This window comes from Nocardia sp. NPDC101769 (assembly GCF_044766925.1).
Lineage (GTDB): Bacteria > Actinomycetota > Actinomycetes > Mycobacteriales > Mycobacteriaceae > Nocardia.
Map to the genome: position 1 here is coordinate 142,829 of NZ_JBIWMX010000008.1, position 21,503 is coordinate 164,331.

Annotated in this window: 23 protein-coding genes; 10 read left to right on the forward strand and 13 right to left on the reverse strand. The window is 65.3% G+C overall.

Going from position 1 to position 21,503, the window contains the following annotated elements:
- The first annotated feature begins 92 nt into the window (after positions 1–92).
- Entirely contained in the window at positions 93–542 is a 450-nt protein-coding gene (locus ACIRRA_RS15800) for a hypothetical protein (RefSeq protein WP_402767875.1), read from the forward strand.
- A gap of 114 nt (positions 543–656) precedes the next feature.
- Positions 657–2,297 carry a hypothetical protein gene (locus ACIRRA_RS15805; protein ID WP_402767876.1) on the forward strand — a complete coding sequence of 547 codons (1,641 nt, stop codon included), beginning with the start codon at positions 657–659 and terminating at the stop codon, positions 2,295–2,297.
- Between the two features lie 224 nt (positions 2,298–2,521).
- Here the strand turns inward: ACIRRA_RS15805 and ACIRRA_RS15810 are convergent, their stop codons facing one another.
- A complete protein-coding gene (locus tag ACIRRA_RS15810; protein ID WP_402767878.1) occupies positions 2,522–2,908 on the reverse strand; it encodes a hypothetical protein in 387 nt (128 codons plus the stop codon).
- 144 nt (positions 2,909–3,052) lie between these two features.
- Between ACIRRA_RS15810 and ACIRRA_RS15815 the strand changes: the two genes are divergently transcribed.
- From ACIRRA_RS15815 to ACIRRA_RS15825, 3 genes are all read left to right on the forward strand, one after another.
- A complete protein-coding gene (locus ACIRRA_RS15815) occupies positions 3,053–4,051 on the forward strand; it encodes an NADP-dependent oxidoreductase (RefSeq protein ID WP_402767880.1) in 999 nt (332 codons plus the stop codon).
- Positions 4,048–4,590: a TetR/AcrR family transcriptional regulator gene (locus tag ACIRRA_RS15820; protein ID WP_402767882.1), complete on the forward strand. Its 543-nt coding sequence runs from the start codon at positions 4,048–4,050 to the stop codon at positions 4,588–4,590. Before ACIRRA_RS15815 ends, ACIRRA_RS15820 begins: the two co-directional genes overlap by 4 nt.
- 208 nt (positions 4,591–4,798) lie before the next feature.
- Positions 4,799–5,377 carry a ferredoxin gene (locus ACIRRA_RS15825; RefSeq protein WP_402767884.1) on the forward strand — a complete coding sequence of 193 codons (579 nt, stop codon included), beginning with the start codon at positions 4,799–4,801 and terminating at the stop codon, positions 5,375–5,377.
- A gap of 70 nt (positions 5,378–5,447) precedes the next feature.
- Here ACIRRA_RS15825 and ACIRRA_RS15830 read toward each other — a convergent pair whose 3' ends face one another.
- A complete protein-coding gene (locus ACIRRA_RS15830; protein ID WP_402767886.1) occupies positions 5,448–6,035 on the reverse strand; it encodes a hypothetical protein in 588 nt (195 codons plus the stop codon).
- Between the two features lie 235 nt (positions 6,036–6,270).
- Between ACIRRA_RS15830 and ACIRRA_RS15835 the strand changes: the two genes are divergently transcribed.
- Entirely contained in the window at positions 6,271–6,858 is a 588-nt protein-coding gene (locus ACIRRA_RS15835; RefSeq protein WP_402767888.1) for a GrpB family protein, read from the forward strand.
- Positions 6,859–6,949: 91 nt separating this feature from the next.
- Here the strand turns inward: ACIRRA_RS15835 and ACIRRA_RS15840 are convergent, their stop codons facing one another.
- The 9 genes from ACIRRA_RS15840 to ACIRRA_RS15880 all read right to left on the reverse strand — a co-directional run bounded on the left by ACIRRA_RS15840 (position 6,950) and on the right by ACIRRA_RS15880 (position 15,651).
- Positions 6,950–7,261 carry a hypothetical protein gene (locus ACIRRA_RS15840; protein ID WP_402767890.1) on the reverse strand — a complete coding sequence of 104 codons (312 nt, stop codon included), beginning with the start codon at positions 7,259–7,261 and terminating at the stop codon, positions 6,950–6,952.
- Between the two features lie 184 nt (positions 7,262–7,445).
- A complete protein-coding gene (locus tag ACIRRA_RS15845) occupies positions 7,446–7,856 on the reverse strand; it encodes a VOC family protein (protein ID WP_402767892.1) in 411 nt (136 codons plus the stop codon).
- A gap of 166 nt (positions 7,857–8,022) precedes the next feature.
- Positions 8,023–8,952: a methyltransferase domain-containing protein gene (locus tag ACIRRA_RS15850; protein ID WP_402767894.1), complete on the reverse strand. Its 930-nt coding sequence runs from the start codon at positions 8,950–8,952 to the stop codon at positions 8,023–8,025.
- A 219-nt stretch (positions 8,953–9,171) separates the two neighbouring features.
- The gene (locus ACIRRA_RS15855; protein WP_402767896.1) at positions 9,172–10,470 is read right to left on the reverse strand and encodes an IS110 family transposase; all 1,299 of its coding nucleotides are present in this window, start codon (positions 10,468–10,470) and stop codon (positions 9,172–9,174) included.
- A gap of 290 nt (positions 10,471–10,760) precedes the next feature.
- On the reverse strand, positions 10,761–11,465 hold the full coding sequence (locus tag ACIRRA_RS15860) for an alpha/beta fold hydrolase (RefSeq protein WP_402767899.1): 705 nt from the start codon (positions 11,463–11,465) through the stop codon (positions 10,761–10,763).
- A gap of 874 nt (positions 11,466–12,339) precedes the next feature.
- Complete coding sequence (locus tag ACIRRA_RS15865) at positions 12,340–13,101, reverse strand: lysophospholipid acyltransferase family protein (RefSeq protein ID WP_402767901.1); 762 nt, start codon at positions 13,099–13,101, stop codon at positions 12,340–12,342.
- A 418-nt stretch (positions 13,102–13,519) separates the two neighbouring features.
- Positions 13,520–14,002 (reverse strand): hypothetical protein, encoded by a 483-nt coding sequence (locus ACIRRA_RS15870; RefSeq protein WP_402767902.1) that lies wholly within the window; start codon positions 14,000–14,002, stop codon positions 13,520–13,522.
- Positions 14,003–14,077: 75 nt separating this feature from the next.
- Positions 14,078–14,338: a hypothetical protein gene (locus ACIRRA_RS15875; protein ID WP_402767904.1), complete on the reverse strand. Its 261-nt coding sequence runs from the start codon at positions 14,336–14,338 to the stop codon at positions 14,078–14,080.
- Positions 14,339–14,823: 485 nt separating this feature from the next.
- The gene (locus tag ACIRRA_RS15880; protein WP_402767906.1) at positions 14,824–15,651 is read right to left on the reverse strand and encodes a DUF4253 domain-containing protein; all 828 of its coding nucleotides are present in this window, start codon (positions 15,649–15,651) and stop codon (positions 14,824–14,826) included.
- Positions 15,652–15,868: 217 nt separating this feature from the next.
- On the opposite strand from ACIRRA_RS15880, the gene ACIRRA_RS15885 reads away from it, so the two are divergent.
- The gene (locus ACIRRA_RS15885; protein WP_402767908.1) at positions 15,869–16,429 is read left to right on the forward strand and encodes a hypothetical protein; all 561 of its coding nucleotides are present in this window, start codon (positions 15,869–15,871) and stop codon (positions 16,427–16,429) included.
- A 326-nt stretch (positions 16,430–16,755) separates the two neighbouring features.
- Here ACIRRA_RS15885 and ACIRRA_RS15890 read toward each other — a convergent pair whose 3' ends face one another.
- Positions 16,756–17,982, reverse strand: coding sequence for an alginate lyase family protein (locus ACIRRA_RS15890; RefSeq protein WP_402767910.1), 1,227 nt, complete (start codon positions 17,980–17,982; stop codon positions 16,756–16,758).
- Between the two features lie 111 nt (positions 17,983–18,093).
- On the opposite strand from ACIRRA_RS15890, the gene ACIRRA_RS15895 reads away from it, so the two are divergent.
- The 3 genes from ACIRRA_RS15895 to ACIRRA_RS15905 all read left to right on the forward strand — a co-directional run bounded on the left by ACIRRA_RS15895 (position 18,094) and on the right by ACIRRA_RS15905 (position 21,180).
- On the forward strand, positions 18,094–19,071 hold the full coding sequence (locus tag ACIRRA_RS15895; RefSeq protein WP_402767912.1) for an acyl-CoA thioesterase: 978 nt from the start codon (positions 18,094–18,096) through the stop codon (positions 19,069–19,071).
- Between the two features lie 91 nt (positions 19,072–19,162).
- A complete protein-coding gene (locus ACIRRA_RS15900) occupies positions 19,163–20,020 on the forward strand; it encodes a helix-turn-helix domain-containing protein (protein ID WP_402767914.1) in 858 nt (285 codons plus the stop codon).
- Between the two features lie 50 nt (positions 20,021–20,070).
- Positions 20,071–21,180: a serine hydrolase domain-containing protein gene (locus tag ACIRRA_RS15905; protein WP_402767916.1), complete on the forward strand. Its 1,110-nt coding sequence runs from the start codon at positions 20,071–20,073 to the stop codon at positions 21,178–21,180.
- 104 nt (positions 21,181–21,284) lie between these two features.
- Here ACIRRA_RS15905 and ACIRRA_RS15910 read toward each other — a convergent pair whose 3' ends face one another.
- Complete coding sequence (locus ACIRRA_RS15910) at positions 21,285–21,431, reverse strand: DUF1059 domain-containing protein (protein ID WP_354845559.1); 147 nt, start codon at positions 21,429–21,431, stop codon at positions 21,285–21,287.
- Between the last annotated feature and the right edge of the window lie 72 nt (positions 21,432–21,503).

Below are 21,503 nucleotides of genomic sequence, written 5' to 3' on the forward strand. Positions count from 1 at the left end.
CCCCCGGAAAGGCCTCGGCTGCCGACGTGCGTCGTCGTGCGGGCGCGGTCAGGCCACGTGCCCGGGATCGGAAGCGCTTCCAGCGTCGGCGCGTGACTACCGCCAGCGACATCGGATTCGACTACCGTCCCGGACCGCCCGAAGACGGGCGTGTTTTCCAGGTCGTCCCCTGTATCGACACCATCGCCTTGACTGATCTCACCTTCGGGATCAGCGCGGGTATGCAGCCTGCGGGCGGTCGCTATGGCGGTCTCGTTCCACGTTTTGTCCTGTTCGGGCGAGCGATGAACCATTTCCGCAGATCGTCTCCCTTCCCCCTGGGACACAAGACACCTGTACTCGTGTGCATTTGCGGGGAATTTGGCTGCTGGGGGCTGCTGACCCGCGTCGCCCTGACCGGCAACGTCGTCGTGTGGGATTGCTTCGAACCGCCCTACCGCACCGATCGTGACGACACCCCATTCGGCCCGTTCCTGTTCGACCGCGGTCAGTACGACAAAGCTGTCCAGGCTCTCAGCGCCGAAGTCGACGTCGACGAATGATCGTGTCTGGCAACACCTATCCGCCGAGCAAGCGTCTCGAGGCGTCCAACCGGCAGGCAGGTCGGGTGGACTGACACGAGCATGATTTTTCTACTAACTAGGAGCTATCGCTACATGTCCGGTCTGCTGACCATTCGCCGCATACTCGGTGACCACCCCTTCGCCGAGATCGGCGCGCCTTCGACTGTCGCCGTCCACGAGGAGCGTGACCTCGTCGCCGTAGGCGGCGACCTGGGGTATCTGATGTGGTCCGGTTGCACGACCGCCGACAGGCGCTGGCGACAGTACCGGGTGGGAATCTATGGCGCGCAGGATCTTCGGTGCCGGTTCGTCGTGGAGTCCAGGTGGCCCGTGCATTCGGTGGCCTTTCACCCGACGCTGCAGGTAGTCGCGGTCGGGACCGGAGCGTACGACGGGGGGTACTCCTTCGAGGGCGAGTTGCTGATCCTCGATCTACGCTCGGGGCAGTCGACCTCGGTGCTCTGCTGGGCACGGGAGGTATTGCACGTCGAATGGGCCGGCGAGCGGGCTTTGCGGGTCGTGGTGGCTCCACCTGACGACTTCCCTGACGGCCACTACGACGCCAAAGCGCACTCCTACGCGTTCTCGGCGGTCGTCGAACGGTTCGACTGGAGCAATGTCGCGGGTGGCTCGGTGCAACCTGGAGAGCTCAGCGGGCAGCAAGTCGAATTCCAGCGCCCCGCAACAGGAGTGGAGGCCAGTCGGGGCATCGAGTCGCTTGCAGCCTTGATCGGGCAGCGGTGGCAGCCGCGCCTGCGGGTGTGGGATGTCCAGGAGCTGCCGGACGGGCGAGTGCTGGCCTGCGGGGAAGGTGTTCTGGCCGAATCATGGCTGCCCGACGGGCAACTGGAGTGGCGCGTGCGGGACGAGGAAGGCGGCCGGCAACTCGTGGTCCGTGCCGGTCAGCTCGACGCCTGGGTCAACGTGGAGCGGGGGCAATGGCGCTGGGTGGACGAGGAACGGGTCACCGAGTCACCGCTCGTGGTCCGGGTGTCGCTCGCGGACGGGAAAGTGCTCGACTCGCTACGTCTGGACTCGTCGGTCACGCTCACCACACGCGACGACGGTTGGCTCGCACTACGTTCCACGGACTCGCACCGACAGGGCTGGCTGGCGCTGATCCGCCCTGCGGGCCAAACACCCGAAGAGCGTGTGCCATTCGGCGGATTCGACGCGGGCAACCATGTTTTTCCGATCCGCCACAGCACCCAACTCCTCTTCCTACAGGGCAAGGACCGTGAGGAGCCATGGCAGGGCAAATGCGTCGTTACCGTCGACCCGGCCGGTCGCGACGGTGAGTCCCGGGTGCGGGAGCTGTTCCCCCTCGAGTGGGACACGGAGCGGGCTGGACACCTTTTCGGTGGGCCCGGCATCGAGGTGGGCAGTGCGGGGAACCGGGACTTGGTGCACGCCGGAACTGTGCACGACGGTGCCGGTCTGCTGCCCGGCAACGTCTTCGTTGTCCGGCGCAGCGGCCTGTACGGAGCCGTGCGGTGGGTATTCACCGCCGACTTCCCGGCCACCGCCCTGGACGGGGACGAGAACACGGTCTATGTCGCGTTCAATTCCGGTGAGCTGGTCGCCCTACACACCTGCGACGGGACAGTACGGTGGCGGCAGTACCTGGAAGTCGGCGGCCAACCCGTGGTGCCCCTATCGCTCACACTCACCAGACCGGGGCGGCTGCTGATCGGAACCGTGGACGGACGGATCCTCGACTGTTCGGTCGAGTAGGGCTTCCCGCAGAAACGCAGATTCCTCATCCGTCGAACACCGTGCCGCTACGGACCCTGTCTCCACGCATGCTGGCCGCCAGTCGATCTCGCGAACGCACGCTATTGCCGCGTGGCGCGCGGTTCGAACCGGCCAGGGCCGCATCCGAATGATGAACGGGCTGAGGTTATCTCGCCTCGTCGGGCACGCTGATCTGCCGATGGTGGGCCTTCGGGTGACGCGCGTCAGTGGATGTACTCGAAGGCGGCCTCGCCCGGTCGCCAGCACATCCATGCTCTGTCGACGAACCCGGCGAGGGTAGCGATTTCCGGGCCAACGAGCTTGTCATAGGTGGGACGCAGCGTGATCGCGCCGCTCGGGGTGAGGTCTACCAGTACGTCAAGCCAGCTGTACGAGGTGGTCATCAGCACGTGCACCAGCAGCAGGTCCGGACCGGTTCCGATGGTGCGATATCGGACGCGGATCGGGCCGTCTACCGCGGAATTCAGCTCCAGGTCTATGGGTATGCGGCTGAGGAAGGGATGCGGTCGCCGTGGCCGGGCGGGCGCTCGTGTGTCCGGGTGGTCGATGGTGTCATAGTGCCCCCACGTGCTGCATCCCAGTCCGTTCACACACTCACCGGCCGGGCGGCTGCGACGTCGGGCGCGTTCCGATTCGGCATGAACCGGGCGGCAACAAGCTTGACCGATCGGTCAGCAAGACCTGTATGCTGACAATGCTGACCGATCGGTCAGGGTAATGCGAAGGAGAGATGCGTGAGTTCGACGGTGATGCAGGCGGCGATGGTGTTCACCTCGGGCGGTCCCGAGATGGTTCGGGTGGCGGAGATCGACCGTCCGGTAGCGGGCAGGGGCGAGGTGTTGCTCGAGGTGCATGCCGCCGGATTGAATCCCTCGGATCTGCGGGGTCGCAGCGGCTTCGCGGACCTGCCGGTCCAGTATCGGCCTGCGCTGCAGCGGCCGTCGGTTCCCGGGGCCGACGTCTCCGGCGTGGTTGTCGCCGTAGGTTCGGAGGTCGCGGAGTTCGCCGTGGGCGACCAACTCTATGGTCTGGTGCGTTTCCCGCCGTTCGACGGCCGCGGACACGGCCGTACGCACGCGGAGTATGTGAATGCGCCGGTCACCGATCTGGCACCGAAACCGCAGCGGCTCAGCCACATCGAGGCCGCGGCCGTGCCGATGGCGGCGCTGACCGCCTGGCAGCAGATCCACCGGCAGGGCGCGGTCGAGCCCGGTGAGCGGGTGCTGATCGTCGGCGCAGCCGGAGGAGTCGGGCACTTCGCTGTGCAGCTGGCGCGGTTGCGCGGCGCCAGGGTCGTCGCGGTAGCGTCGAGCCGCCACGAGAAGTTCCTGACCGAACTCGGAGCCGAGACGTTTGTCGACTACACCACCGGGGATCCGATCGCGGCCGTCGGCGCGGTGGACGTGGTGATCGACTGTGTCGGCAGCATCGGAGGGCTCGATGCCGGACGTTGGTTGCCCGCTCTCGTCGACGGCGGTCGCCTGGTTCCCATCACCTTGGCGTTCTATCCGCCCGAGGAGCTTGCGCGACGCAATATCGCCACGGTCGGCCACCAGGTGCAGTCCAGCGGGGCGGACCTGCGCCAGTTGAACGAACTGTTCGATACCGGCGCACTGACCGTTGGCATCGACAGCGTTTACCCGCTGCAAGAGGCCTACCGTGCGCACCAGCGTGCCGAGCAAGGGCACCTACAGGGCAAGATCGTCTTGACCATGCGGGCGAGCGAGCGGTGACCGTCGACCGGCGGGCCGAGATCCTAGCGGCGGCAAGGCTCCTGTTCCTGCGCAAAGGATATGCCGCGACCTCGATCGCCGATATCGCCGCAGCAGTGGGCGCCAGCAAGGCCACGGTGTTCTATCACTTCGGAACGAAGGAAACGATCGCCGCGGAGCTGCTCGAGGCACCGTTCACGGCGGTGACCCAGCTGATCGAACGGGCCCGAACCCGACAGCTCAGCCCTGCGGAGATCCTCAGCGACTACATCGACGGCGCGGCCGAAACCGGTGCTGTGTTCGTAGCTTTCGCCATCGACCCCTCAACGGCCGGCCTCATCCCACAGCACGACGTCGATGCCGCCTGCCGCCGGATCATCGAGCTCCTCGCCGGCCCGGACCCTACACCGGCAGACCGTATTCGCGCACGAGCAGCGTTCGCCGCCGCCCAGACCGTGGTACCCGCGTTGCAGGAACACCAGGGCTTGCTCGACGACGGTGCGCGGGAGGAGATCCGCGCTGCCGCCCTTCGAGCGCTGAATGCGGACCCGAGTCCCTGACCTGTTCTCGGCGACCATCGGACAGAACCGGAATCTGTTCCGCTCGGTCAGGTGCCGGGCAGTGTATGCCTGCTCTATGCCGCATACCGCGCTGACCGAACCGGCCAGCGCGAGGCATCGGCGGCCGAAACCTGCTGCGGCACAGAACGTCCGCTTCTGCCGAATTGAGTGCACTGCGGACGGTGATTGCGGCCGATACCGTGGCTTCGTGTATTGGGATCCGCTGCCGACTGTCATTGCCTCGCAAACGCTTCCGAGCGCAGGCTCCGAGCAAGGTTGCCAGCTTGGCCCGCCGGGTGACTATCTGCGAGGTGAGTGGGCAGAACGGGATTGGCGCAATGTTCCCGGTCCGTTCTACGGGGCTGGTACCGATTCGTGCTGGGCCGGGCGGCTCGTTGCCCCGGAGCACATCGTGTACGAGGACGACTTCGGGAGCGAAGTGGTGTTCCGCCAACCCCGTAACGTGCGAGAGACGCAGTTGGTGCTGACAGCAGCGGCGAGTGACCCATTTTGCGCCTATGCCTACGACGGTGATGACCACTGGACCCTGGAGCTGATCCGCCGCTGGTGGGCTGAGCGTGCACGTCTGACGGAATGGATCGACCGTGTCGATCATGCCTGGTCGGCCAGCGAGCGTGAAGACGAACGCGAGAATGCCCAGGGCCTACGCACCTACCGCCGCTACGTGAACGACGGACTCGAAACGTACCTGCGGGAATACGGGTTCTGGCTCGAGCATCGGCGCGCACCCAAGCCTGCCGAAATTCTCCCCGACCTGAACCATTGACCCAGGCCGCGCTCCTAACCAGCCGCTTGACGCGTAGCTCGAAGTGGCCACCGCGCAGCAGGTCTGAAGATCAACGCGCAGAGACGATCGCGTCCAGGCGTTTCGCCCGCTGAGCCTCGCTGGGTACGGACAACTTCGTAATAATGCCGACGACGCCTCGGGGGTGGGAGGGCCTGCGGAGGGAAAGGGCGAGCATCAGGTCCACTGACGGCCGCCCCATCACTTCCGCCACCTTGTGATCCATGCGATATACGACACGTCGAAACCACAACATGTGCGCGACGGCACGGCCGATCGCGTACGACGCCAATGCCGCCGCGATCACCTGCCAAGGCGGTGTGCCGTGCTCGCCCGCGACGAATCCCACCACCATCACCGCTGGCAGCAGCGAAAGGCTGACAGCGAGCGGGACCCTGCGCGCCCCTGTCTTGATGAGGTCCAGGATCACCATGGCACTCGCTAGCGCGCCGTCCTTCTCGGCTGCCGAGAGCTTGCCGAAGGTGGCCCCGACCACGATGACCGGTTGCCTTTTCCTCAACAGCGGCCGTATCCCGTCCGAGCTCCACTGCGGCACGTTCCCTGACTCGGCGTGCGGGGGCTGTGCACCGAGTTTCTCCGCAAGTTCCTCTGTGCGCGTGTTGATTTGATCGAGATCCATGCGGCCATGATCTTCCGCCCCGCGGGGCGCGGCAAGCCGTGGGCGTCATCGCACAACCTGATCGCTCCGCAGAGGTCTCAGCCGAGTATCCGGAACTGCCTCTGACCGCGCTGACAGAACCGGCCAGCGCGGGGCGCCGGCGGCCGGAACCTGGTGCGGTGCAGAACGTCCGCTATTGCCGAGTTGAGGGCGTTTATGCCAGTTCTCACCGCCGTCCTACCGCTAGGTTCGGCTGATGCCCACCTTCGAGGAACTCCGCCGCCACCGCGAACCAATGCCCTCCGAAAATCCGTGGGTCAACGGCCCACCCCCACCGGAAACGATCACGATCGCCCCGTATAACCCCGAGTGGCCGAGCCGTTTTCAAGGCATGATTGCCGATATCCGCGCGATGCTCGGCGATTCGGTCCTGGATATCGAACACGTCGGGTCCACTTCCGTTGAAGGCCTGGCCGCCAAAGATGTCATCGACATGGTTCTCACCGTCGCCGATCCACGCCAGGAGAGCGCCTACGTTCCCCTGCTCGAACGCCTCGGTTACGACCTCACGGTTCGAGAGCCGTCCTTCCACGAGCATCGGTGCCTGCGGCTGGCCGACCCTCGCGTGAACCTGCACGTGTTCGGCCCGAACTGCCCAGAGACCATCCGAATGCGTATGTTCCGCGACTGGCTGCGCACCCACGCCGAAGATCGCGCACTCTACGCGGACGCCAAACAAGCGGCGATCCCCGGCGGCGGCAACGTCATGGACTACAACGCGCGTAAACAGCAGGTGATAAACGAGATCTACGAACGCCTCTTCCATGCTGCCGAGGTGCAATAGACAATCTCCGGACCGACGTCCGCAAAGGCCGCATACCGGGCTGATCTATTCCGCCGACCGCACGGCTCGGCTCGTCCGGTTGTGTGCCGGTTCAAGCAGATGGAATGGACAGATCGCGGCCATCGAGCACTTCGATCCCGGTCACCGATCTGTCTTCGGGATCGAAATTCAGCAAGGCGATTGTCTCGCCATCACGTTCCAGCTCAATGATTCCCGGGCTGGGAGAGCCGGCCGGTGCGGTCAACAGGACCGGACAGGTGGGTGTGCAGGTGCGCCGACCGTAGAACCACAGATCCTGGATGGTCCGGGCGAGCCGAGCGTCCTCGTCCATCAACAACTCGGCGACCTCGGTGGCCAGGACGGGAAAAACCTCAGCCAGGCGCGGAAACTGAACCGCCGTCATGCCCGAACGATACAGCGATCAGAGCGCGAGAGATCTATATCTGCTCACCGAGACCCGAACGACAAACATCCGTTACTGCCGCATACCCGCTGACCGAACCGGCCCAGCGCGAGGCGCCGCCGCCCGAAACCTGCTGCGGCACAGAACGTCCGCTATTGCCGAATTGAGGCTGTTCAGGCTTGGCTCACGATCGACCGTCTGCTGGTCGGTTCGATGTCGGGTCGGCGATCCGCCATGGCGGGTTGAGCCGATTGTCTCCGGCGTAGAACAGGCACAGCCGATGGCCGTCCGGATCGCGCAGCCATGCCTCTCGCCACAGCCACGACATGTCGGCCGGCAGGCTGTCGAACACCACGCCCGCACCGGCTAGCCGAGCGCATTGGTCGTCGAGGTCATCGGACTCGAAATAGATAGAGACCTGTTCGCCGTCGGGCACGGATTCGACCAACTCGACCGAAAACGTGCTGCCGCCATCAGGACATTGGAACCGCAGATAGTTGTCGGTCTTGACGATCAACTGCATTCCGAGCAGTCCATAGAACCGCTCGGACCGGCCAAGGTCGGTGGAACCGATCGTGATCTGATTCAGCCGCATCCAGCCACTGTGCAACCTCAACCGCGCTACAGGTCAACCTATCGGGCGAGCCACGCTCGCCGAAGATAAGCCGGTCGCCCGATTCGAGGCCGGCCGAACGCACCATAATGCCGATGAGACGATGTCCGGGTCTCGTACTTGTTCATTGCTGCAATGATCTACCCGGTCAGGGCTTTCGAATGGCAGTCACGATGAACAGGGTCGCCGAGGCGAAGAATGGTTCGCTGGCGAGGCCGCGGAGCCAGCGGTCGGCCTGCTCTCTCGTCAGGTAGTCCGCGGCGACCGCACGCTCACAGACTCGTCCGAACCCGAATACTCGGTCCGCACTACGGATGTCGCGAAAGACTGTCGTGATCGGCAGCACGTCACTGACGTCGAAGCCGGATTGCAGGGCGAGAGCGGGCAGCTTTCGACCGATCGCGCCGTTGCGGACAGCGATATCGGCGACGAAATGGGTGTAGGCGCGCGAGAGCTCCTGGTCGTGATGGTCGACGACCAGGGTTTCCCAGTCCGGTTCTGCGAAGACTGCCCTGGCGTGGGGCCGCAGGACCCGGCGTATCTCGTGCAGAACGACCGCAGGCTCTGCCACGTGCTGCAGAACTCGATCGGTGCGGGCACGATCGGCGCTGACGTCGGGCAGGAAAAGCTCATGGATATCGTTGTGGTACAGCTTGATTCGCGAGTCGGCGGAATGCTGGGCGGATGCTTCGGCGACAGCCGCCGCATCGATGTCGATGCCGATTACAAGCCCGTCTGGTTCGGTCGCGTCTGCGAGTGCCGCCAAATCGGCTCCAGGACCACATCCGAGATCGACGACGGTATCTCCCGGCCGAGCCTCTAGTTGTGCCAATGCGATCGCCTTGTAATGACGGCCGATATCGGAATCGGCGAGACGGCGCAGGTAGTTACTCGGACGGTGTGTCTCGAATACGAAGTTTTCCACCGGGTCGAGGCTACGTGCGGCGCGACGGCGGCAACGCCATTCACGACCTTCCTCTACAACAGCTTCATAATATCCGCACATGCCGTATACCGCGCTGACCGATCCGGCCAGCGCGGGGCGTCGGCGGTTGGAATGTGATGCGGTGTAGAACATCCGCTCATCAGCGTAAGTCGTTTTGTGTCAAGCGGTTCGGTCGGTTGTCCTCGGTTTGTCGTCGTCCCGGCATAGCGGTAATGGGGTTGGTCACCCTGCAGCGTGTAATCGGGTTGTGGTGACGACAGGCCGGGGCTGCCCATGATGAGCGGCGAGATCACCGGTGTGTCTCGATGCCGCGGAGGGCTCGCCCCGACCGACCGCTCGACGCGCCGCCGCTCAGGCGGCGGTCGAGATCTTGGCGCGTGTGGTGCCGTGGGTGGCGATATGGGGGTCCCAGGGTTGTCGGGTGGTGATGACGGCGTGTAGCTGGCGCAATATTGCTGCGGCGATCACGGTTTGGGCTTGGGTCGGGGTGAGCCGATTGGTCTCGCGGCTGGTCAGATGCTTGTAGCGGGCGGCATAGACCGTGTTGGCGCGTTGGGTGCCCCAGACCGCGCGCCAGGCGGCCACTCGCAGGCCGGGGTGGCCTTGGCCGGTGAGCTTGGTGCGGCCGGTGAAGGTTCCCGATTGCCGCTCGCGGGGCGCCAGACCGGCGTGTTCGACCATCGAGCGGGCGGTGGGAAACCGTGTCGGGTCACCGGTTTCGGCCAGCATGGCAGCGGCTGCGACCGCGGACAGCCCGGGAATCGAGGTGACGAGCTCGGTCAGTCGCAGCTCGTCGAGCACCGCGGTCATGCGCTGCTCGACCTCGGCCAGCCGCCGCCCGGATTCGCACCAGTCGCCCAGCAACAATTGCACACGTTCGAGCGCGCCGCGTCGATGCGCGCGCACTCCGGCTGAATCACTCAGGGCCGCAAACAGATTCCGGATGATCCGCAGCGACGGGCGCTGCCCACCGGTGCGCGCGATTTCGCGCCGGACTGCCTGTTCGAGGCGGGCCTGGCCGAGCCTGTGAGTGCGGGCCAGGTCCCCGTTGTCGCGTCCGCAGATCACCCGCAGCATCGCCACCCATGATCGCGATCGGAACGGTTGACGCGCTGTTTCCAGCGCGGCCGGCCACACGCATTCCAGCAGGGCCCGAATCTGCTGGACCTGGGAGACCATCTCCACCAGCAATTGTTCGCGGCGGGCCCCCAGATGCCGCAACCGGCCCCAGGTCTCGTCGACCGGCTCGGGCACATAGCAGCGCAGCTGCGCGGTCAACCGGGCGATGAGCACCGCATCCTTTTCGTCGGTCTTGTCGCAGGTGAGATCCTCGGCGCGGCGTGACCATGACGTCATCGCCGGTTGCACGCACACGAACGCCATGCCCCGATCGGCGGCCAGCTGGCCCAGCACCCGCCAGCGATGCCCGGTCGGCTCGCATGCCACCGTCACCCCGGCGAACCCGGCCGCCGAGGCGCGCTGCCCGGCCCAGTCCAACGCCACACCCATATCCCAGGCGCGGCACCGGAATGTTCTGCGGGCCAGCACTTTCGAATCGTGGTCGGTCACTACGACCATCTGCTTGCGGTCGGCCAGATCGACACCGACGATCGCATTCGAGGTCGGCACCAGCGCCCGCAACCTGCTCAAACGCGCATTACGGTTGCGATCACCCCGCGACAAGCGACTACCGTTACCCAGGGAACGTCCTCCTACCCGCGATGGGACACCAAGCCCGACAAGCGCATCAGGAGGACGTTCCCCATGTCCAGACACCCGAGGCGCAGAACGTCTTTCTATGCCGATGAGCGAGTGGCGCATCTGGCGTTGGTTGCGGCTATGCGCGACCGGCGTCGGATGGGAGGAGGCGGGCCGGCTGACGGGCGGCGGCATCCATCGGCGCCTCACCCGGCGACCAGATGGCGGCAGCCGAAGCGATTTCAGATGGTGGCCTTGGCTGCCGCGATGATCAGGTTGGCCACGGCGTCCGGCTGTGAGATGGACACTGCGTGGGATGCTTCCACGCGGACCACCGAAGATCCGGCACGCGCGGCCATGAACTCCTGGGCTTGGGCCGGGATCGCGTTGTCCTGCGTCGCGATCAGCGCCCACGACGGCAGGCTGCGCCAAGCCGGCTCACCCGACAGCTGGGCCGTAACCGCTTGCTGGCGCACCGGGCGCTGAGTGACCGCCATGATGTCCGTGGTCGCTTGGGGGAGGTCTCCCGCAAGGAGGTCCTGGTAGTGCTCGGGCAAGATCCGCAGCTCCACCTGGCCGTCGGACTCGATCACGCTGAAGGTGTCCGAGCCCATCTTGGCACCGGGGAAGCGGGTGGCGTTTTCGAGCGTGTCCTCGCCCTCGTCTGGCTGGAATGCGGCGATGTAGACCAGGGCGCTGACGTTTGACACCTCACGCGCGGCGCGGGTGATCACGGCGCCGGCGTAGGAGTGGCCCACCAGGACGACCGGGCCGTCCTCGGCCCTGGTGACAGTGGCGACGTACTGTGCATCGGATTCCAGGTCGCGTAGCGGATTGGCCGCGGCTATGGCGCTGTAGCCCTCCTTCTGGAGTCTGGCGACGACGTCGCACCACATGGAGGAATCGCCGAACGCGCCGTGCACCAGGACGATCGTGGGTGTAGTCATGGGTAGCTCCTTGCTGGTAGAACGATCGGTCTGTCTGCGAGACATACCGCCTACCCTGTTGCAACTCACGGTCGGGCGTCCAAGACTGATCGGGTGGCCGGCGATACCGCACGGGTATCGGTCGTGGTCAGGGGCTGGACACGATGGGCTGGTGGAGACGCGGGAGTTGCGATACTTCGTCGCCGGAGACCCCTAGTCGCGCGGTCTCCACCGATGAACCGCTCGTCCGCCAGGTTGTAGAACGCAACATTCGCTTCTGCCGCATACCGCGCTGACCAAACCGGCCAGCGCAGCGTACCGGCGGGTTGGGTGATTCATCCTGGGTCAGGCTGCGCACTGACCAATCGGCCGGGCGACAGGTGGTCTTGTACGGTGACTTCATGGGGGAATCGTCGCCATCCCGGCCGCGCTCAACACAATTGACCTCGCCACTTGGCATGCCGGACCGTTCACCGGCCCGGAAACGCCCGGTATGGCCGTGGATCGCGGTGATGGCAGTGGTGCTGGCCGCCGCAATCGGCGCCGCGGTAATCGTCTTGGCCTGATTCGGAAACGGGCCAGCGGCATGAGCCCGCGGGGACCGGGGTCGTGCAGCCGCCAGGGAGCCGACCTCCAGTCACTGCCCGAACGCACTCTATTGCCGCATACCGCGCTGACCGAACCGGTCAACGCAGCGCGGCTGATCGCGAGACCGCCCATGCCCAAAGGGCGCGGAAGATCAAGTGGCGGTCGCGGTTTCGAGGCGAAAGAACACCACCATGTCTGAACGCCAGAGTCAAGTTGACTGCTCGTACTCGAGCTGGCCCTGACTGAACGCGAAGCACCGGCCCGCCGCCACCGACGTCGGCTTGTGGTGATCTCGCCGGACCGTCGCTCAGTAGGCCGCGACCGCACCGTCGAGAGCGGCCTGCAACTCCTCGCGAACCAGGCCCGTGATGTCGGCGGGTTGTGAGGGCAGTTCGCCGACCGGCCTCCCGAAGTAGAAGCTGGCCGACCGGACATCCGCCTTGCTCAGTTCGGCGGCGGGATCCTCCCGGGGGCCATAACTGAGTCCGAGACTGACCAGCACCGGGTCCGCACCGAGTTCGCGAGCACGACAGACGATGTGCCCGATACCACCGCCCAGTTCCAGCACCCGCGTGTGGTCGACGTAGTTGCAGGTCCCTTCGGGGAACAAAGCGATGCTGTCGCCCCGCGCCATGACCTCCGCACAGGTGTCGATCAACCGCCGCGACGCGGCGTTGACCGAGGAGCTCTCATGGTCCTTGCTGCGAAATACCGGCATGCCGCCCATCATGTCGAGCGTGCTCCGCAGTTTGGGTTCGGCGAAGACCTCATGCTTGGCCAGCACCCTGGTGTGCCCGATGACGGGCCGCAATGGACTGCGCCAGGCCGCCGCGCTCACCGTGTAGGGGTCCTTCTCCGACAGATGATTGATCGAGATGACCAGCGGCCGACCTTCGGAGATGAAGTCCCGCAATTCTTTCCGCGCCCCCGCCGCGAAGCCCACCCGCGGCTGGAAGCGACGCCCGAGCAACCAGTACGCCGCCTTCGCCTTCAACAGACTCTGTCGATGATCGCGGTAGTAGTCGTACACGGCGTCAAAGTTTTCGAGGGCGACCTCGGGCGGTTGCATGCCAACAGCGTATCGCCGGCATACCACGGCCGATCACAGCACAGCTGCTACACCCACGCCATCCACCAGCGCAAACTGCTGATGATTAGCACCTGGTGGATCGTTTCCATGTGGGCGGCGGCGATTCGCCCATCTACGCCTTCGACCCGAACCAACTTGAGGTCCCAGCACTGACAGTGGACACCAGCAACGGCTATCAAACCAGCCATCGAGGTGATGGCCCAATTCATCGCCCGCCCCAGCGGCCGTGGCGACGGTACTGATCGCGCCCCAGTTGGGGCGACGCCGGACCGCCCGGCATCCTTCGAAACCGCGCTCATCGACGACGACATCATCGAAAGGCGTTCGGTGCTCCCTCGTAGACGGGCCTGGTCGTGGACTGATCTGAATCGACGCCGCTCGACTGGCCCCGTTCGGTTCAGAGACCCAGCTGGCTCAGCATCGGTCCGATGATCGGCAGGGAATCGGCGCTGCCCGTGCCGCCGGTGGCCGGATTGCAGTTCTGCCCAGCGGGCGCCTGGTCGACCACAGTGATTTCCTGAGGACCGATGATGCCCCCGCCGCCGGCTTGAATGCCTCGCCACCACAGGGTGTGGGTGCCGCTGGTGGTGGGGGTCCAGGAAGCCGTGGCATCCTGGCCGTGCTGGATGGGCTGCTCGCTGCCGATCATGGTCGCGGTGTTCAAGTTCTTGCCGTCAAGGAAGTAGTAGGACGAGATACCGGTCTGAATCTTCGATGCCGGCACGGTGAGTGTGTACGTCTGGTTGACGCACTGGACCGTACCCGAAACCTGGATCCAGTCGTCGGCGGCGGCCGTCGAGGCCATCGACACCGTGGTCGCGGCCAAGACCGCTATGCCGGCGGCGCACGAGCCCAGACGCGTCAGGCTTTGATACTTCAAATCGCACTCCTTGCCCTGGATGTTCTCACCAAATGTGTTGTTGCGCTAGAAAGATCGGTTCGTCGTTCGGCAAAGTCACGGCATCAGATTGCAGGATTGACCCGACATGAGGCCCAGGGGGCACAACAGAAGCACTCGCAGTATCGCGAGTTCCGATGAACTGACCGACCCAGTTGCCGCTGAACCGGAATCGTCGCCGGTGGCGATGGCGGCCGCGCTGGACTGCTCAGGGTCGAGAGCGACAGGTGCGGCCTGCGCGGTGCCGACGGCGAGCACGCCAGCAATAAGACAGCTGACCAGTACTTGTGGGAGTTGACTTCGCAGAACCGTTTTCATCGTCGTCTCCTTCGGATTGCGCTGCGTAGAACTCTAGGAGGAGTCCGTCTCACAGGACTGCCGCGAATTCTGGGGGCCCGCAATCACGTAACGAGCTCGATCGACCGTTGGATAACCAACCCCCGTCGGGCCGTGGCCGGCTCGCCTGCCACGGTGTTCTCGACGCAAGCCCCAGAAGTATGAGCGTCCACGCCCGTGCGCGATGCCGAATCGGGGCCGCTGCCGAACCATCATGCCGCGCAGCGGATCCCATCCGACCCATGCAAGCCCGGCAACGCCCAACCAAACGCACTACATTGCCGCATACCGCGCTGACCGAACCGGCCAACGCGGGTACGTGGAAGATCAACTGGCCGTGCCGATCCGAGGCCGAAACGTCCGCTATTGCCGATGAGCGGAAGTCGGACGAGCTGCGCGAGCAGGGTGCCAAGTCTCAGCTTGCGCGCAGGGAGCGTCGGACATCTCTGCTCAGGGGGCCGGATCGGTTACCACAGGAATCTCCACAGCGGTGCGGGCACACGCCTTTTGAGTTCATCGAGACTTCCCCAGCCCTTGTAGACGAGGTTGGGGGCGTACAGAAACCATTCCAGCGCAACAGTGAGCGCTTCGTTATCGTCTTGCGGCGGGTTAGCTACCCGCAACACCAACTCGTACTCGCTCAACGCGATCAGCTCCGCGCCCCAATGCCCTGCCCACCTGCGCAACAACGTTGCGTGGTCCGCGCCGTCGAGATCGAAATCGCGCGCGCCGCTCCAATTCAACAGATGCGGCACCAGCCATGGATTCGGCGCGGGCACCAGCGCCAATCGATCGGCCTCCTCGAGTTCGTCAACGGCGATCCACGCATCAGCCCAGTCGAATCCCTCGTAGTCGCGATCTTCCTCGGTGAGCACATAGGTACTCAGAAGAATCGGGTCCTCGTCGTCGCACGGCCCTTCGGCGTCGCGCGGCCCCTCGACCTGGGCACGTTCGAGCCATGCTCGTCCATCCTGCACAGCTGCCGCGGCGACCTGCTGGTCGCCTGGAGCATTCAAACTTGCCTCGATGAGTCCCAGAAGCACAGGCCATAGTCCTGTGCGCTCGTATACCCCACGCGCACGCTGCCACAAATCGGTGGCCGGATACCCCGGTTCGACCTCGCACATCCACACCGTGCAACCACCGACCGTCCTGGTCGCTCGTGTCAGCGGCGGCAATTCGACCCCGAGCGTGGCGAAAAATGCAGTCGGATCTTCGTCCCCGACCACCACATCAACGGACGCAGCCGCAACCGAGTCCGGTCGAAATTCGGCTGCCCCAAGCGCATTGGACATGGCTCGATCCAAGCACACCACGACCGTCTGCCGCTGATCACACGGCTCGACCAGCCAGGGACACCGCCTCGAAAGGTCCACGGATCAAGGCCATCTCGGATCGCCGAGCGTACTGTTCTAGCCGAGTTGAGTACCTCAAACCTGTCGCAGCCTGCCTTCATCAGCCCGAGTGTCGTTGTGACTGCTTACGATTCGCTGCGTGTCACATTGCTTGCAGGTGTACCTCGCCGATTTGACGGAGCTCGAGGCGGTCATCGGGTCCAACGACGAGGAGTTTCTCAACCGACTACTGGCCACACTCCCCGACCATGATCCGGACGACGGCTGCTGCGAACCGTGCGAGTCTCCCGACTGCGAGGGCGCCGATTGTGAGGAGTGCTACCGCTGCGAGGAGGCGCAGCATCCGCAGGCGCTTCGGACGATCTTTGCAGGCGGCCCCTTAGACGAGGACTACGCCCACGCCTACGTCTCAGCGTTGGAATTGATCTGTGAAAACCTTGGCCGGGGCATCGGCGGTGTGAACTTCTGGTTCGGTTACAAGGGTCTTCCTGATGTGATTCTGGATCTGGCCAGCGACATGGACGGTGATCCGTTCCCATCTACCGACTCGAACGGGTGGGGGCATCTCGGCAAGGAAAGTTGCGCGGAGTTGCTGGCCAAGTGGGAGGCCATCGCCGCGGGACCCGACGACCACGGCGGCTACGCCGACTGCATCGTCGAGTGGTTCCGTCAATCCACAGCCGCTGAAAAGGATCTCATCGGTTTCTGGGCTGGTTAGCGGTCAATCGATCTCGGCGGCGAAAACATCCGGCACGCATATCCGCTCATGCCGCATACCGCGCTGGCCGAACCGGCCGGCCCGGGGCATCGGAAGATCATCGGGCAGAGCGTCGTATAGCCGGCGGCAGTGCTCGCCAATGCTGATGTGAGATGGGTTGTGGTGCAGGCCATCCGGAATGTCGTGAGGTATGCCCTTGTTTGGTGAAAGACACCGCCTCATGTCACGTGGACACCAGAATCGCACTCCTGGACAGGATCTCCGGGCACATATCGAGCGAACGCTGTCGAACGATCGACGCTCGCCGCGTGGTCGGCTCTGGCGTTTCAGCTCGGATTGTCGGCGTGGGTGAGGGTTTCCCACATGGAGAACATGTCCAGCCCGGCTGGGCGTTGCTTGTCGGTGAGGCGCTCGGTATCGGGGAGGTCCAGGTGCATGCGGTTGTGCAGGGCGTTGTAGGCGACTTCGGTGATCGGGCCGAGTTCGCGTTGTAGCTGCCCTCCGCAGAGCCAGGTCGGCATCGGTTGGCCGAGTTGGTATTTCGAATGTAGTTCGAGGGCGACGCGGAGGCGGTCGGCCACTTGGGGGTAGAGGTCGTGTTGTTGGATGCGGCTGGTTTCGGCGATGTGGGCGATGGCTGACAGGCCGTATCCGGTGTGCGCGAAGTCGCGGCAGGTTTCCTGTGCGACGCCGTCGACGAGCGTCGATTGGCCCCACCAGTATTTGGTGATCTGATCCGGGGTGGAGGCGTGGGTGCGGACCGAGATCCGCGGTTGCGGACCGTCCGAGGTGAGGTAGATATAGGCGGGGACGCGATCGAGGTACATCGTTGCCGCCGTGTCGTAGGCGTGGCGATCTTCGAGGAAGACGCCGATGCCCTGGGCGGCCTCGATCATCGACAATTCCCAGTTGCCGTTCGAGGTGGAGCCGGTGATTACCTTGGGCAGGTACACGTTTCGCAGCAGGTCCTGGAATCGAGCCAGATCCGGCCAGCTGCCCGAATAGGTGTAGCGGACGATCTCGGCCGCGCGGGTCCACACCGAGGCCGCCCAGCCACTCTGTAGTGGGGCGTTGCTGCCGGTGTGATCGGTGAGCGTCGCCGACCACGCATCCATGACCTGAATCGACTTCCGCGCATAGCGCTCGTCACCGGTCAGATACCACGCCAGCGCGCTGGTGTAGGCGGCGTCGGCGTCGCGCCGCTCATCACTGCACCCGTTGTCGGGGTGGTCGTAGGGTCCGCAATCAACGACTGCCCGCGGCTTCGCCACATACCCGAGGCTCGCGTACTGGCTCGCCATCATCGCGTCGAAGGCCGCCTTCCACGGCTGCGCCTGCGCCCGCACCTGCTGCCGCACGAAATCCAATTGCCCCCGCGACTCCAACACTCCCGGATGCACGAACCCCGCGGCGTCGGCGACAACGGTCGACGTCTCCGCCGAATGTGATGTCTCCGAGGGCGATCCGCATCCGATGAGCGAGCCGACGATCACAACGACGGTCAGAGCCAGCCGGAGGGTCCGGACCTGACGATTGACACGAGACGACCTCACCGCATCCCCAATCAGGCAGCATTCAACGACAATTCGGCCGTTCGGGTCCCGAAGGGCACGCCTGGATCGACCACGCAGACAGTACACCCGGTCGCCTCCGACCCACGGTGAATGACCGAGCCCGGCCTCAGTGCTGTGGATCGAGCTGAATATTTGTCACCACGGATCCACGGGTCGAACACTTCGTCGTGCCGCTCATCGGGAATCGCCGACCGCGCGCTTTCCGGCGTGTGCAAATATTTCGCAATGGCTGGTGGAACGCATATGTGGCCGGTGGTCGACCTGGCAGATCTGCTCGACGTCCTCGATCTGACGGAGGTCGACGCGGGTCGGTTCCGTGCTCGCAATGTCACCTCGACGCTGCCGACGACGCTCGGCAGTCAGACGCTCGCGCAGGCCGTGGTCGCCGCGGAGCGCACGGTGCCGCGGATGGCCGTGCAGTCGCTGCACGGTGTCTTTCCGCGCGGTGGGTATGCCGACCGCGACGTCGATGTGGCGGTCGAGGTGGTGCAGTCGGGGCGGGCGCTCGCGACGGTCCAGGTTTCGTTCTCCCAGGAGGGGCGCGAGCACGCGCGGGTGCTGACGATGCTCAGTGCGGAGGAGCCGGACTTCCTCGGCCACGGTGCGCACCTGCCCGAGGGGGTGCCGGGGCCGGAGGAGTGCGAAGAACTGCCGTGTGCGCTGTTGCCCTGGGAGGTACGGACATTCGGCGGAGCGGACGCGCTCGCGGCCGAACTGTCGGGACCACCGGCACTGGATGTGTGGATGCGCTGTGACAAGGCGCCGGATCTGCCCGGCCTCGGTCGCGCGTTGCTGGCGCACGGCAGCGAGGGCTTCCTGGGCCCGGTCGCGATGCGCCCGTACCCGCAAACCGAGATCGCGCGCCGCGGCGGCCGCGGCACGGCCGCCATGCTCGCCCAGACCGTCACCTTCCATCGGCCGTTCACGATGCACGACTGGTTGTTGCTGCACTGCGAGAGCCCCTTCGCCGGTGGCAGCCGGATGTACGGCCGCATCCAGATCTTCACCCAGGCCGGCGATCTGGTGGCGTCCGTCTCCGCTCAGGGCCTGATGCGCCAGGCCGGCTGACCAGCCGCCTCGAACGCGCGCACCGGCGGCCGCTACTCGAGCCCACCCTGTCCAACCCAGGTGAGGCCGCCGGGTTTGTAGCCTGGACGGGGTGGATGCTGTGGACTTCGGTGACGAGCCCGGTGCGGCGTGGGACTTCGCGGGTCCGGACGATGCCGGACGGCCGGGCGGCGCGCTGATCGGTTACCGCGATATCGGCGGGGCCGGACTGGACCTCCGGGTTGCCGGGACGACGGCAGTCACCATGGTGATCGGCTTCGGTGCCGGCGCGGTGCTGGTCGACGACGTTTTCGGGCGGCGAACTCTCGACGGGTTCGCTGCAGGGCTTGCCCTTTCGGCCATGCGCGTACGCAGCGAACGAGCCGCGTGTATCGAGATTCGCCTGTCGCCGATACAGGCGTACTCCCTGTTGGGTCTTCCCCCAATCGATCTGGGCTGCGGCGCAGTCGCCCTGGAGGATCTCTGGGGACCGCGGGTTCGGGTACTGCGCGAGCAGCTCGCCTCCGCCCCGGCTTGGGGCGAGCGTTTCGCACTGACGAAATCGTTTCTGGCACAGTGCGATACCCCGAGTCGTTCGCCGGACCCGGAGGTGCTGGAGGCCTGGTTTCGAATCGAGTCCGCGCACGGCCGGTTGCGGATCGGCGAACTCGCCCGATCGCTCGGCTGGAGTCATAAGCGGCTGGGGTCGCGTTTCGAGTCCCAGATCGGACTCACCCCCAAGCGGGCGGCGATGCTGGCCCGATTCCGGTATGCCGCCGACAAACTGGTGGCGGGGTCCGCCGCCGATGTTGCGGTGGAGTGCGGGTACGCCGATCAGGCTCACCTGTGCCGGGATGTATCGATCTTCACGAATGGCACCCCGAGGGCTCTGACCGCACATCATCTGCCCGCCATCGCCCGGCACCGGTACCGGGCCTGGGGAGAATTCTTCCAATACCGGGCCAGGTAGCCCGGTCGATAGTGGTGGCCTCCGACATCGACAACGAGAGGACACGTGTCGTGACGACCACCCTCGATTCCACGCAGCTGCGCGCCGCCCTGGATGCCGTCCACCGTGCGGGCATGCCGGGAATCTTCGCGGAAGTCCGCGCCGGCGACCAGATCTGGTGTGGCGCAGCCGGAGTCGCCGACATAGCAACCGGCCGACCCGTCTCCAGCGATATGCGCCACCGCGTCGGCAGCATCACCAAGACGTTCACCGCCGCCGCCGTACTGCGGCAGGTCGACAACGGTGAGATAGAGCTCGACGCACCGATCGGCCGCTACCTGCCCCGCCAGGTTCCCGGGGATCGGGGTGCGGCGATCACGGTACGGATGTTGCTCAACCACACCAGCGGCCTGGCCGAATACCTGCCCTATGCCTACCCGTCGCTCGCGGCCTTTCCGGACCTGGCGAGGACGACGCCGGACAGCCTGGACGACAACCGATTCACCTGCTTCCACCCGGTCGAGCTGATCGAGATGGGTGTCTCGGCGCCCGCCACTGGGGCCCCGGGTGGCACTCCCGGGATCTACTCGAACACCAATTACCTTCTGCTGTGCGAACTTCTGGAGTCGGTGTCCGGCGCCTCGGCCGAGAAGTGCATCACCGGCGACATCATCGAGCGCGCCGGGCTGCGGGACACCGAGTTCCCGGCCGGATCGCACATCGACGGGCCGCACTCCCTGCACTACGAGTCGTGGTTCGGCATGATCGAACCGCCGCGCGACTACAGCGTTTTCGACATGTCATGGGTCGGACCGGCGGCGTCACTGATCTCCACCGTCGCGGACCTGAACCGCTTCTTCGGCCTACTGCTGGCCGGCGAAATCATCAGCCGCCCAGCCCTGGCGGAGATGCAGCGCACCGTTCCGGTCATCTCGTTCGAGGGCAAGACCCTCGACTACGGTCTCGGCCTCCACAGGCTGCCGGCTCCCGGCCCCGCCGCCTTCTGGGGCCACGACGGCTCCGTCTGGGGCGGCGGCGCGATCTCGATGACCAGCGTCGACGGCACCCGCCAACTCTCCGCCGCCGTGAACCTCCAACGCTGGAACCGTCCCGCCATCGCATCGCGGCCCCATCCCATCGACGCCGCCCTGCAAGCTTTCATCCACCAGGCGCTCGCGTAGCGGCGTGTCCCGCCATCGGAAGTAGCGGGGGAGCCCGGCTCGTTCGGAGCCGGGCGCACCTCCCGCGCGGGAATCTCGGGGCAGACGCGCCCGCTCGAACCGGATCAGTACGCGAGGAAGAGGATCTCGTCGCGGGAATAGTCGTGATCGGGGTGCCGCTCGGCGAGGTGGGCCTGGGTCTTCTCGACCAGGTCGTCCTCGTTCTCGCCGCGAATGTATTCGCCGCACGGGCAGCTCAGGCGGGTCTTCATCATCTACTCCCAATGTGATTGCGGGGGACGGCTTCTCGTCCGATCCGCGCCCGATCGAGTATGCACCGGGCG

Excerpts from the sequence above, each read along its gene's own strand:
- ACIRRA_RS15805 (WP_402767876.1), top strand. The coding sequence starts at position 657 with ATGTCCGGTCTGCTGACCATTCGCCGCATACTCGGTGACCACCCCTTC.
- ACIRRA_RS15830 (WP_402767886.1), bottom strand. The coding sequence starts at position 6,035 with ATGGATCTCGATCAAATCAACACGCGCACAGAGGAACTTGCGGAGAAA.
- ACIRRA_RS15835 (WP_402767888.1), top strand. The coding sequence starts at position 6,271 with ATGCCCACCTTCGAGGAACTCCGCCGCCACCGCGAACCAATGCCCTCC.
- ACIRRA_RS15840 (WP_402767890.1), bottom strand. The coding sequence starts at position 7,261 with ATGACGGCGGTTCAGTTTCCGCGCCTGGCTGAGGTTTTTCCCGTCCTG.
- ACIRRA_RS15845 (WP_402767892.1), bottom strand. The coding sequence starts at position 7,856 with ATGCGGCTGAATCAGATCACGATCGGTTCCACCGACCTTGGCCGGTCC.
- ACIRRA_RS15850 (WP_402767894.1), bottom strand. The coding sequence starts at position 8,952 with ATGTTCTACACCGCATCACATTCCAACCGCCGACGCCCCGCGCTGGCC.
- ACIRRA_RS15860 (WP_402767899.1), bottom strand. The coding sequence starts at position 11,465 with ATGACTACACCCACGATCGTCCTGGTGCACGGCGCGTTCGGCGATTCC.
- ACIRRA_RS15865 (WP_402767901.1), bottom strand. The coding sequence starts at position 13,101 with ATGCAACCGCCCGAGGTCGCCCTCGAAAACTTTGACGCCGTGTACGAC.
- ACIRRA_RS15875 (WP_402767904.1), bottom strand. The coding sequence starts at position 14,338 with ATGAAAACGGTTCTGCGAAGTCAACTCCCACAAGTACTGGTCAGCTGT.
- ACIRRA_RS15880 (WP_402767906.1), bottom strand. The coding sequence starts at position 15,651 with ATGTCCAATGCGCTTGGGGCAGCCGAATTTCGACCGGACTCGGTTGCG.
- ACIRRA_RS15895 (WP_402767912.1), top strand. The coding sequence starts at position 18,094 with ATGACCGAGCCCGGCCTCAGTGCTGTGGATCGAGCTGAATATTTGTCA.
- ACIRRA_RS15910 (WP_354845559.1), bottom strand. The coding sequence starts at position 21,431 with ATGAAGACCCGCCTGAGCTGCCCGTGCGGCGAATACATTCGCGGCGAG.